Here is an 11,924-nt window from a genome sequence, read left to right as displayed (position 1 = left end):
GATTCAACCTTTAAAAACAGGAAACATAAAATCCACGGTTATGATGCCGTGGATTTTTAATTTTATTTGCTTGGAAATTAACCGATCAAGTTGCCTTCATCGTCCCAAACTGCGACAGTTCCTCGGTCTTCAGGTTTGAGGTAGAGGCTTTGGTATTGCTCCGGATTTGAGAGTCCGTGTTTGTCCAGGACATTCTGTGGAACGCCATCCCATACATTTGGCGTATTTCCGACATAACCCATGTATTTCCAACCCGCTTCAGTAGAGAAATAGCCCGAGCAGGTGAGATTCCGTAGCATATTAAACCAGCGAACACCACCGAGGTATTCAGGCTTGGCTTTGTCTGGCCAGGCCACTTCATCGACGATTGCCAAGACTTCATCTTTGGAGAGTTCGTTGAATGTTTTTCCGAATTTCTCATCCGCTTCGAAGTCCAGCCACATCAGCCCACCTCGCATAGGCGTTTGGGAGTTGGGCTGATCCCGCATCATGAAGTCAATGAAGTCTGTGACTTTCAGTTCGGTAGCAGCAGGAGATTCCGAATCTGCCGGCATGATGATGTCCACCAAGGTGTCCAACTTTTTTCGTTCTTCATCGGTGAAAAATGTTCCTTCCATCAATTTGGCATCTCGGAGATTTTCTTCTTCGGTTCTTCCACCGGGAGTGCCTCCGGCAAAGACCTGGCTTTGTACGCTTTTGTCCACCGGATCGCAGCCGGTCATGAGTATTCCGGCTCCAAGAGAGCCTGTAAAGAGGAGTTTGAGATTGTCCCGTCTGTTCATGGCTTAGATGTTTTTTTGTTTCAACTGCTCAACGATGTAATCAGAGGTTCTCCAGGAGAGTGCAAGGATTGTCCAAGTTGGGTTTTTATCCGCCTGAGATACAAAGGGAGCGGCATCGACCAAAAAGAGGTTTTTGCAATCATGTACCTGGCAATTGGAATTGACCACGGAAGATTTCGGGTCATTGCCCATTCTTGCCGTACCCACTTCGTGAATGATTCTTCCCGGAGCTGCAAGCCCGTACAGGGTGTCTGCACCGGGCTTTTCGCCCAAAAGTGTCGCTCCTGCACCGGTCAGAATCTCCTCAAAGGTATCCTGCATGTGTTTGGCCTGTTTGATTTCCTGATCTGTCCAGTTGTAGTGGAAGCGAAGTACGGGGATTCCGTATTTATCGACCACATTGGGATCGATTTCGCAGTAGTTGTCATACATTGGCACACTTTCGCCTCTGCCGGACATCCCAAACGTCGAGCCATAGATTTTTCGGATGTCTTTTTTCAGTCCTTCACCGTAGCCTCCGTTTGGACTTGGATTTCCAAACTCGTCCTTGATGTATTTTCGCATGGCATCCATACCTCCTCCGGCACCGTAGGAGGGTTGACCCATCCCTCCCCAATACTCGATATGATATCCTCGGGCAAAATCCAGTTTTTTATTGTCCAGCCACCATGGCGTGTACATGTGCATTCCACCGACTCCGTCCTCATTGTATCGCTCCCGATCGATCATATCAGGCATGATGGCTGATCGGCTGGCACCAGTAGAGTCATGCAGGTATCTTCCCAATACGCCTGAGTCTGCTCCGATTCCGTTAGGATGGGATTTGGACTTGGAGTTCAGCATGATGCGGGTAGTCTCGCAGGAGGATGCCCCAAGTACTACGACCCTGGATTTGAGCTTGTATTCTTTCATGTCCACTTTGCTGACGAAGGAAACTCCAGTAGCTTTTCCGGCATCGTCGGTGGTTACTTTCCGCACCATGGAGTGCGTGTACAGGTCCACTTTTCCTTTTTTCATCGCAGGATGAACCAGACAAGTTCCCGAAGAAAAATCCGCATAGACCTGACAAGCTCGATTGCATTGCGCACAAAAAAAGCAAACGCCTCGCTCGTTGTTGATTGGGCGAGTCAACATGGACAATCGCGAGGGGATCATCGGGATTGCTGCTTTATCCGCGCCTTTTTTGATGAAAAGCTCGTGCAGTCTAGGTTTTGGAGGAGGGAGAAAAAATCCATCCGGCTCATTGTAAATGCCCTCTTTGGAGCCAAAAACACCAATGAGTTTATCGACTTTGTCGTAATAAGGCTTTACATCTTCGTATCCGATGGGCCAGTCATGACCGAGGCCATCTATACTGGCTCGCTTGAAATCATTAGGCCCAAATCTTAGCGAGATCCTTCCCCAGTGATTGGTTCGACCTCCGACCATTCGGGACCGGAACCAGTCAAATTGCGTCCCGTTTTTTCGGGTGTAGGGTTCGCCCTCGATATCCCATCCACCGATGGCTTGATCAAAGTCGCCGAATGGACGGATTCGTGTTCCGGCACCTCTTCTGGGAGATTCCCAAGGTGGTCGGAGTTGGGTTCTGTCTTCTTCTTTGGCAGGATCAAAATCCCCTCCGGCTTCTATAACGGCCACAGAAAGACCGGCTTCAGAGAGGACCTTTGAGGCCATGCCTCCACCAGCTCCGGAACCCACAATAATTACGTCGTAGGGTTCGCCTGATTGTTTGATTTGAAAACTCATTTCCAAAAATTTTTAATGAAGTTGAAAATATAGCGTAAAAATTTTACGAAGGAAAAAGCTTCTTTTGGTTTTTTGAGAATTAAAGAAGTAGATGCCTTTAATTTGATTGATCAGGTAAGATCCATCCAAACCACTAATTTTTCATTGGATCTTAAAAAGTCTTTTTCTGCTGTCTTTCAAAAAGTAAAACAGGATATTTGTGTCTACAAAAATCCTATCCTCATTTATTCCTCATGCGTTTTTGAACTTCCAGAGGATCAATTTCAGCTTATAATTTGCCTGCAAGGTGTTTGATACTCCTGACTTTTTTGCGTTTGGTAATCTGTTGGATTTCCTTTTTCAGCTCCAACTTAGTCATTCCTTTTTTTCAAGATAGTTGTCCTATGCAATTCATTTGATTAACAATTCAATATAAGGCCAAATCGTTTCAAAGACAATCTTATGACCCTCCTCAGTGGGATGAATTCCATCGGGTAGATTAAGCTCCGGGATTCCGCCGACATTTTCCAATAGGAAGGGAATCAAAGTCACATTTTTCTCAGCCGCTACCTCAGGATAAATCGACTTAAATTCCTCGGTATATTCCTGTCCCATGTTTGGCGGAATTTGCATTCCGGCCAAGATAATTTTAGTGTTGGGATACTTTGCTCGCACTTTGTCGATTATTCCAATCAGGTTCCGTTTGCTTTCTGCCGGTAAGATTCCTCTCAAACCGTCATTTCCGCCAAGTTCAAGAACAAAAATCTCCGGTTCATCTTCCAAAAACCAATCCAGACGACTCAGTCCTCCTGCGGTCGTTTCCCCACTCAGCCCACCGTTAATTACCCGATAATCCAATCCCAAACTGTCTATCCGATCTTGAGTCAAGGCAGGAAAAGCATCCTCCTGATCAATTCCGTAGCCGGCGGTAAGACTGTTTCCAAAGAAAAGGATGGTTTTTTTCTTGGTTTCTACTGCGGTGGTTTTAGGTTCCGCTTGCTCAGCTTGCTGTTGTTCAGGAGCTGATCCACAGGCGGTAAAGAGTGCGAGAATGAGTAGAACTGGAGCTATTCTAGACAGGTACATGTGCGTGTTTTTTGGTAATAATGGTTTTTTGCAGAAAAGGTTCGGATTAAATCCATAAACTGGAAGATTTGAAGCAAAAATAGCTTTTTCTGCGTTGGTCGGGTAAAAATGCCCGTTTGTCGAGTTCATTGGATATTGTCGAACGTTTTTTCTTTTATTTACCTTAAGTAGCTGTGTCAAATTTTGATTGTCAACAAAGTACAGTCTTAGCCGTTTGACCTTTCCATCTAACTCAACGCTTTTTCATGAGCATTTTATCCATTAAAAATTTAAGTAAAACGTATCAAAGTGGAAGTCGAAAGCTTACCGTTTTGGACGAAGTCAATTTTGATATTCAGGCAGGAGAGACGCTCGCGATTGTGGGCCCTTCGGGAAGTGGAAAAACCACACTTCTTGGGCTGTGTGCAGGACTCGATTCTGGGACTACCGGCAGTGTGGTCCTCAATGGCCAAGCCCTGGAAAAAATGAATGAGGACCAGCGGGCCTCAGTAAGAAATAAAGATGTGGGATTCATTTTTCAAAATTTCCAATTGCTGCCGACTTTGACAGCTTTGGAAAATGTGATGGTTCCTTTGGAACTGAAAAAACGAAAGGATGCCCGACAAAAGGCACTGGAGCTTTTAGCCAAGGTTGGTTTGGGTGATCGCGCCACGCACTATCCAACTCAACTTTCAGGTGGAGAGCAGCAGCGGGTTTCCATTGCCCGGGCTTTTGCCAATGAACCCAAAATACTTTTTGCTGACGAGCCAACAGGAAATCTGGATACGGAAACCGGTGAAATGATCGAAAAACTCATTTTTGATCTAAACAAGGAACAAGGGACTACCCTGGTGCTAGTGACTCACGATCTGGAATTGGCGGCCAAGACTCAGCGCATCATACATATCAAGGGCGGTAAAATACAGGAGGACGTTCATGCCTGATTTTGGATGGATCTCGAAAATGGCCCTCCGGGATTTCCGGAAGAACATTTCCCGATTGCTGCTTTTTGTCTCATCGATCGTGGTGGGGATAGCAGCATTGGTGGCAATAAGCAGCTTTGGTGAAAATCTCACCAAAGATATAAATAATCAAGCTCAGGAGCTTCTGGGAGCCGATTTGGTATTGGAAACCAACAAGCCAATCGGGGATCAACAAATCGATTCGCTCGCTGTTGAAATGGCGGCTGAGGTCAATTTCGCTTCGATGGTTGCTTTTCCGTCCACTGGTGACAGCCGCTTGACCCAAGTACGGTCTTTGGAGGGAAATTTTCCTTTTTATGGAAAATTGGAAACCATTCCTGTGGAAGGAGAGTCCGATTTCAGGAGTGGAGGCAAAAAAGCCTTGGTTGAAAAAACCTTGATGGCGCAGTTTAACGCACAAGTTGGAGACTCAATCAAAGTCGGTGCGGTTACTTTTCAGATCGTAGGTGAGCTTCAAAAAGTCCCGGGTCAGACCGGAATCACAGCAACTGTAGCACCTGCGGTTTACATTCCGATGGCTTATTTGGAAGAAACCGGTTTGGTGCAGTACGGCAGCCGGGTGGAGTACAACCGCTACCTTCAATTTGCTGCGGGTACGGATGTGGAGGAGTTGATCAAGCCGTATGAGGACCAATGGGAATTGGATCGGGTAGATGCCGATACGGTTGAGGATCGAAAGCGATCTACGGGTCGATCATTCTCCAATCTTTCCAATTTCCTGAGCTTGGTTGCTTTTATTGCCTTGCTGTTGGGCTGCGTAGGTGTGGCCTCAGCGGTAAATGTTTTCGTGAAAGAAAAATTGGCTTCGGTGGCTGTTTTACGCTGTCTTGGAGTTGCCTCGCTGGATGTCTTACTGATTTATTTGGTCGAAATCATGGTCATGGGTCTGGTGGGAGCTTTGATAGGTGCCGGACTGGGCACGGTGCTTCAATTTGTCTTGCCTGCTGTTTTCTCAGACTTTCTACCGGTGGAAGTGAATGTGGGCGTGTCCTGGATTTCAGTAGGTTTTGGAATCGTTACAGGTCTTTTTGTTTCGATCCTGTTTGCACTTTTGCCTTTGCTAAAGGTGCGAAATGTCTCTCCAATGGCTACACTCAGACCGGAAACTGCCGACAGCACCTTGCTAAAGGATCCCCTTCGCTGGCTGGTGATTTTTGGGATCTTGGTATTCATCTGGGGCTTTAGTTTTTATTTGTTGAAGGATTGGAAGTTAGCCTTTGGCTTTACGGGGTTTGTGTTGGTGGCATTTGGATCACTCTGGGGCGTGGGACAATTGATCATGTGGGCGGTGCGGAAGTTTCTTCCGATTTCTTTGGAGTACACCTGGAGACAGGCTTTGGCTAATCTTTACCGACCAAATAATCAGACGATTTCTTTGATCGCTACCATAGGTTTGGGTACTGCAATGATTGCTACTTTATTTTTCCTCCAAAATCAACTGCTGGAAGAAGCAAAGTTTGCCGACAAAGCGGATCAGCCGAATATGCTGATGTTTGATATCCAGTCTGCACAGCTCGACGAAGTAAGAGGAAAAGTGACCGGAAGAAATCTACCGATCATGCAGGAGGTGGCAATCGTGACTATGCAACTGAATGAAATCAATGGTATTGATAAAAAAACCAATGAAGAGTTGCCTGATGATAAGGATTATTCCCGTTGGCTTTACAACCGGGAATTCCGGGTCACTTATCGAGATACGTTGATCGCTTCGGAGACCTTGGCCGCCGGTGAATTGATTCCGCTTGGAGCCAGAGGAGACAGCATTTTTGTTTCCTTGGAAAAGGGATTTGGTGAAGGAAATGGGTTAAAAATCGGCGATGAAATCGAGTTTAATGTCCAAGGAAGACCGATTAAAACCTACATCGGAAGTTTCCGGGATGTGAAATTCAATCAAGTATCGACCAATTTCCTGGTCCTTTTTCCAACCGGAGTCCTTGAGCAGGCTCCGAAATTCCATGTGATCATCACCAAAACCAAAAATGATCGGGAGGCAGCAGATGTACAGTCAGAGATCGTGAGGACTTTTCCGAATATATCTATTATCAATCTTGGGACGATTGTCGAAACTTTGGAGGATATTTTGGGGAAAATTAGCTTTGTGATTCAGTTTATGGCCTTTTTCTCCATTGCTACAGGAATTTTGGTTTTAATCAGTTCGCTGATCATCAGCAAATACCAGCGAATGCGGGAGAGTATTTTGCTGAGAACGCTTGGTGCGAGTTCGGCAATTGTGACTAAAATAAACACCCTGGAATACTTCTTCCTCGGTAGTTTGGCCTCACTTTCAGGCATTCTCTTGTCTTTCTTAGCCACTTTCCTTTTGGGACAGTTTGTCTTTGAAATGAACTTCAGCCCGGCTTGGAAAGAAGGACTCGTGATGTATTTAGCCATCACTGGGCTGACAATCGTTCTGGGTTGGTTAAATGGCCGAAAAATAATCAATCAGCCACCGATGGAGATACTCAGAGGAACCTAAAAAATCTGAAGTTTGAAGTGAAAAATCTAAAATGGGCTCCCACGAGAGCCCATTTTAGATTAAAAATGATGGCGGCATTGGGCGATTTCCAAAGTACCATCTTTGACTCGATACACGAGTCTATGTTCTCTGTCGATTCTGCGGAACCAGGCACCAGCTAAATCGTGCATTAGAGGCTCGGGTTTTCCTGTTCCAGAAAAAGGCGTTCGCTGGCATTCCTTGATTAGGGTGTTGATTTTTTTGAAAATCTTTTTATCAGTGGCATTCCAATAGAGATAATCATCCCAAGCTTGATTTGAAAAAATAATATTCATGTTGGAAAAGGTTATTCTTCAATCAAGTCTCTTTTAACGCCTTTTCCTTCATCCAATTCTTTTATAGCTTCCAACAAACGTTCAGCATTCTTCGGACTCCTCATTAGGTAATTTGTCTGTTTTAAACCTTCATAGTCGGACTTAGATAAAACGACGACATCTTCGCCATTTGTTCTGGTGACATACAATGGTCTTGAATCATTGACAACATTATCCAAATAAGACTTCATGTTCTCGCGAAACTTTGAGTAGCTAGTGACTTCCATGATTTCTGCTTTTTGTTAAAGATGGGATTTCAATTCCTATTGTACAATTATTTGTACGTTTTTGTTCCAAGCGATTTAAATCGTAGCTAATTAGGAGATGAAGTTTTGGATATTGTCTTTATATTTCATTTTTAAAGCCTAAATCTATGAAAACCAAGCTCTCCCCATCTGAAATCGCTCCGCTTCAATCCATCGAAGATTGGGAGGATGATCTTCTGACTCGCTATCCAGAACCTAAGGACAAGCAGGCCAAAGCCAAAGATGATTACCGGAATTACCACGATTCGGAGCGGGTGGACACGGTCAGAGAATTCTACAGGCTCAATCATACCTACCAGACTTATGACTTTGTGGTGGAAAAGGAGAGGGAATTTTTAAAGTTTGAGAAAAAGGAAATGCCTTTTTGGGATGCTGTGGATTACCTTAATACGCTCATTGATGATTCCGACCCTGATACAAACCTTGACCAGTTGCAGCACTTACTTCAGACCTCGGAAGCCATCCGAGCAGACGGTCATCCGGATTGGTTTGTGCTGACAGGTTTTATCCATGACTTGGGAAAAGTGCTTTGTCTTTTCGGCGAGCCTCAGTGGGCGGTCGTCGGCGATACTTTCCCTGTTGGGTGCCAGCATTCAGACAGGATAGTGTATCCAGAATATTTTGATCGAAATCCAGATTCAAAAAATGACCGATTCAACACCAAATACGGCGTTTATTCCCATCAATGCGGTTTGGATCAGGTGAAAATGTCCTGGGGGCATGATGAGTACCTCTATCAGATGGTAAAGGAATATTTACCTGAACCTGCACTGTATATGATTCGCTATCATTCCTTTTATGCTCAGCACAGAGAAAATGCCTACGATCATTTACTCAATGATCACGATCGGGAAATGTTTAAATGGGTTGACAAATTCAATCCCTACGATTTATATTCCAAAGTGCCGGTTCCTCCGGATTCAAAGGCCTTGAGACCCTATTATGAGGACTTGGTAGCGAAATATCTGCCCGGGACGCTTAAATTTTAACAACTAGAATACTGAAGAGGAGGCTGTCTCAAAAGACTTAATGCTGTCAGCCTGACATTTCGACTCCGCTCTGTGTGACAGGAGTAGAAGGCCATTTCCTGTTTATGGGGCCACATTTCAACAGCGCTACCGATGACAGCGTGTATAGTATTTTGAAAATATTGAAATTTCCATAGTTTATTCTGAAAGGGACGGGTCGATTTCCAGAGGTTAACTTATTATTCGCTGATATAATAATAGTTTAGGCAATCCTTTTTTCTCGTGCTTTTGGCTTGATCCAAAAGAACCAAAATCCCGATAACTATCGGGACAAGATTTGCCAAAGCTACCACCGCACGAGGCCGAACGCTGGCTCGCTGGCAAATCCTCCCACCGCGCCCTTCCGATCAATGTTTTGTCTAAACAGCTAAACTTCAATCGTAAATCAAGAATTTTATGGCTTTGAGCTTCAAAAACCCTGTCATTTCCATTTGGTATGTTCGCAGGATATTTAAGACTCAATGTGACAATTAGCAATTATAAGACAGCCTCTAGATTATTATGCTTCTTTTTCTTCGGATGGTTTTTCCTTCTCCTCTTCCTTGCTTTCCTGCAACACTTCAGGGGCTATTGAGCGAATTAGTTTGTACCAGGAGACCAACTTCTTGATATCAGAAGTATAGACTCTGGCTGTATCAAACTCTGGAAGTACGGACTTCAAAAATGCTCTCAGTTCATTATCATCAGCGTTGGAATCCAATCCCAAGTCCCCTTTGTATTCGGCTTCAATTTTTTTCATCACTGATTCCAATGGCTCGGCGCCTTCTTCTGTCAAAGTATAGATGGAAATGTCGCTGAGGACAGAAACCCGCTGAGCCATTCCAGCCACAAGCTTGGCTTTCTTTTCGTCCATAGATTCCAGCACTACTCCCGAACGGGTCGGCTTCAAAATTTTATATAAGCCTGGCTTGCCGGCTACAGTTGCGATGTCTTTGAAATTCATTAGTTTTTATTTTTTCAGGCTGCAAATATAGAACTATCGATCAATTTGTCCGCTCCGACTCATATTCTGAGATTAAGTCATCGATGAACTTCAGAACTTCCTCTTTTCCGCCTTGTTTCTCAGCAGAAGTGACAAAGTAATCCGGATATTCTCCGAAGATTTCTTCCATTTTGTTTAGGAAAGCCTTCACATTTTTGTCGGTTTGGGATTTGGATTGCTTGTCTGCTTTGGTAAAAGCCAAAACAAAGGGCACATTTTGCTCTCCGCACCAATTCACAAATTCCAAGTCGATCGTCTGTGGCTCCAATCGGCTGTCAATCAGTACAAAAACACCGCAGAGATTTGATCTGCTGGTCAAGTAGCTACTGATCATTTTTTCCCATTTCACCTTTCTGTCCTTACTCACTTTAGCAAATCCATAGCCCGGCAAATCGACCAAATACCAGCGGTCATTGATCATAAAGTGGTTGACCAATTGGGTTTTACCGGGTTTTTGTGAGGTTTTTGCCAGTTCTTTGACTCCGGTCAGCATATTGATGAGCGAGCTTTTTCCCACATTGGATCGACCGATGAAGGCGATCTCTGCGCGGTCTGGTTTGGGGCACTTAGCGGGGTCGGTATTGCTGACGACAAATTCTGCTTTTCGGATCATGACTTTTCTTTTCGCTGCAAAAATACGGTTTTATTTCAGACGGACTTTGGCCTGATGACTTCAACAATTTTCGATTCCTCGGGTTTCTGTAGTAATATTGTGCTCTCAACGAAGATTTCCAATGTCAGTAGTTCCCTATAAAGACAAGCAAGACTCCAAAAAAGACCAAGTGGCAGAAATGTTTAACAACATTAGCCCAAAGTATGACCTTTTGAATCACGTGCTCAGCTTGGGGATTGATATCATCTGGAGAAAGAAGGCCATTAAATATCTAAAAAAGGATCAACCGAAGTTGATATTGGATATTGCCACCGGTACCGGAGACTTTGCGATTGAGGCTTTGGCACTGAACCCAGACAAAATCATCGGTGTGGATATTTCTGAAGGGATGCTTTCCGAAGGAAAAAAGAAAATGATCAAGCGGGGGCTTCAGGACAAAATCGAATTGCAACTCGGAGATTCAGAAGGCTTATTGTTTGAAGATAATAAGTTTGATGCAGTCATCGTTTCATTTGGGGTAAGGAACTTTGAAAATCTGGAGAAGGGACTGGCCGATATGTACCGAGTGCTTAAGCCAGGAGGAAAAACGGTGATTTTGGAATTCAGTAAGCCAAGAGCTTTTCCGATGAAGCAGGCCTATTCGTTTTACTCGAATGCAATTCTTCCTCAAATTGGAAAGCTAGTATCCAAAGACAATTCTGCTTATACTTATCTTCCCGAGTCAGTTCAGGCCTTTCCGGATGGGGAGGATTTTCTATCAGTATTGAAAAAAGTAGGATTTCACAGCACAGTATGCAAACCACTCACTTTCGGAATCAGCTCCATTTACGTCGGTCAAAAATAGGATTCCTGGTTCTGATGTTTTTTGGAATGAGTTTTTCGGGATCCGCTCAAGGTCTTTTTGGTCTGACAAGTACCTCGGGTTCCGATGACAGGCTCTTGTCGTATGGTTTTTTTCTGGCAGGCCACACGGCTACTTATCAGATCAAATATTCGGAGGCTTTTTTTGACCCTACCAATACGGCAAACAATCAGATTTACTCCATTTACCCAAAATACACTCCTGGGTTTTCACTTGGGTTTACGGGTATTTTACGATTCCATGATCAGGTAAACCTATTATTTACGCCGAAGATTGCATTCTACGAATACCGCACAGACATCAATTATTATGCGTCTGTGGTCGATAATGTACCTGGAAATGATAACTCAACCGGAAATAATCTAGGCTATCGAACAGAAGAATTGGTAAATGAAGCTACTATGGTAGAACTTCCACTACTTTTTAAATACCGCTCTCAGCGCTTCAATAACACGCGGATGTATTTCATCGGAGGTGGAAGTTATCAGTTCAGAACCAAAAGCCAGGACGAAGCCAACCTTGATCCGATTGTAACGAGAGGGCAAGACTTCACCATTGAGATGGGGATGGGATTTGAGATTTACTTCAAGTATTTCAAGTTCGCACCGGAGATCCGTTTTTCACATGGTTTGAATAATATCTACTATGCCGAGAAGACTCCCGCCGAAATCCGTGATGCCATTTCTTCTATTAAGCGCAAAGGAATTACCATTTACCTTAACTTCCAGTGATCCACTGACGGAATTGTTTCCGTAAAAACTTGACCTTTATCAAGGCTCAACAGACAGT

Annotated in this window: 12 protein-coding genes; 5 read left to right on the top strand and 7 right to left on the bottom strand. The window is 44.2% G+C overall.

Annotation, left to right across the window (positions count from 1 at the left end):
- Positions 1-77: 77 nt before the first annotated feature.
- The 3 genes from C4S61_RS06900 to C4S61_RS06885 all read right to left on the bottom strand — a co-directional run bounded on the left by C4S61_RS06900 (position 78) and on the right by C4S61_RS06885 (position 3,593).
- Entirely contained in the window at positions 78-782 is a 705-nt protein-coding gene (locus tag C4S61_RS06900; protein WP_103924052.1) for a gluconate 2-dehydrogenase subunit 3 family protein, read from the bottom strand.
- A 3-nt stretch (positions 783-785) separates the two neighbouring features.
- Positions 786-2,528, bottom strand: a complete 1,743-nt coding sequence (locus tag C4S61_RS06895; RefSeq protein ID WP_103924051.1) for a GMC family oxidoreductase — start codon at positions 2,526-2,528, stop codon at positions 786-788.
- 390 nt (positions 2,529-2,918) lie between these two features.
- On the bottom strand, positions 2,919-3,593 hold the full coding sequence (locus C4S61_RS06885; RefSeq protein ID WP_103924175.1) for an arylesterase: 675 nt from the start codon (positions 3,591-3,593) through the stop codon (positions 2,919-2,921).
- 245 nt (positions 3,594-3,838) lie between these two features.
- On the opposite strand from C4S61_RS06885, the gene C4S61_RS06880 reads away from it, so the two are divergent.
- Positions 3,839-4,516 carry an ABC transporter ATP-binding protein gene (locus C4S61_RS06880; protein WP_103924049.1) on the top strand — a complete coding sequence of 226 codons (678 nt, stop codon included), beginning with the start codon at positions 3,839-3,841 and terminating at the stop codon, positions 4,514-4,516.
- A complete protein-coding gene (locus C4S61_RS06875) occupies positions 4,509-7,031 on the top strand; it encodes an ABC transporter permease (protein ID WP_103924048.1) in 2,523 nt (840 codons plus the stop codon). Before C4S61_RS06880 ends, C4S61_RS06875 begins: the two co-directional genes overlap by 8 nt.
- A 59-nt stretch (positions 7,032-7,090) precedes the next feature.
- Here C4S61_RS06875 and C4S61_RS06870 read toward each other — a convergent pair whose 3' ends face one another.
- A complete protein-coding gene (locus C4S61_RS06870; protein WP_103924047.1) occupies positions 7,091-7,345 on the bottom strand; it encodes a Txe/YoeB family addiction module toxin in 255 nt (84 codons plus the stop codon).
- A gap of 11 nt (positions 7,346-7,356) precedes the next feature.
- The gene (locus tag C4S61_RS06865; protein WP_103924046.1) at positions 7,357-7,611 is read right to left on the bottom strand and encodes a type II toxin-antitoxin system Phd/YefM family antitoxin; all 255 of its coding nucleotides are present in this window, start codon (positions 7,609-7,611) and stop codon (positions 7,357-7,359) included.
- 146 nt (positions 7,612-7,757) lie between these two features.
- Here C4S61_RS06865 and C4S61_RS06860 point away from each other — a divergent pair, with 146 nt between their 5' ends.
- Positions 7,758-8,639: an inositol oxygenase family protein gene (locus C4S61_RS06860; RefSeq protein ID WP_103924045.1), complete on the top strand. Its 882-nt coding sequence runs from the start codon at positions 7,758-7,760 to the stop codon at positions 8,637-8,639.
- A gap of 538 nt (positions 8,640-9,177) precedes the next feature.
- Here C4S61_RS06860 and C4S61_RS06855 read toward each other — a convergent pair.
- Complete coding sequence (locus tag C4S61_RS06855; protein WP_103924044.1) at positions 9,178-9,621, bottom strand: DUF5606 family protein; 444 nt, start codon at positions 9,619-9,621, stop codon at positions 9,178-9,180.
- Between the two features lie 40 nt (positions 9,622-9,661).
- The gene (yihA, locus tag C4S61_RS06850) at positions 9,662-10,273 is read right to left on the bottom strand and encodes a ribosome biogenesis GTP-binding protein YihA/YsxC (protein ID WP_103924043.1); all 612 of its coding nucleotides are present in this window, start codon (positions 10,271-10,273) and stop codon (positions 9,662-9,664) included.
- A 121-nt stretch (positions 10,274-10,394) separates the two neighbouring features.
- On the opposite strand from yihA, the gene ubiE reads away from it, so the two are divergent.
- The gene (ubiE, locus tag C4S61_RS06845; RefSeq protein WP_103924042.1) at positions 10,395-11,117 is read left to right on the top strand and encodes a bifunctional demethylmenaquinone methyltransferase/2-methoxy-6-polyprenyl-1,4-benzoquinol methylase UbiE; all 723 of its coding nucleotides are present in this window, start codon (positions 10,395-10,397) and stop codon (positions 11,115-11,117) included.
- A gap of 26 nt (positions 11,118-11,143) precedes the next feature.
- Positions 11,144-11,866, top strand: coding sequence for a type IX secretion/gliding motility protein PorT/SprT (gene porT / locus C4S61_RS06840; protein WP_235009845.1), 723 nt, complete (start codon positions 11,144-11,146; stop codon positions 11,864-11,866).
- The last annotated feature ends 58 nt before the right edge of the window (positions 11,867-11,924 follow it).

This window comes from Algoriphagus boritolerans DSM 17298 = JCM 18970, assembly GCF_900108085.1.
Lineage (GTDB): Bacteria > Bacteroidota > Bacteroidia > Cytophagales > Cyclobacteriaceae > Algoriphagus > Algoriphagus boritolerans.
The sequence above is the reverse complement of the archived record's forward strand: the minus strand, read 5'-3'. Positions and strand labels throughout refer to the sequence as shown.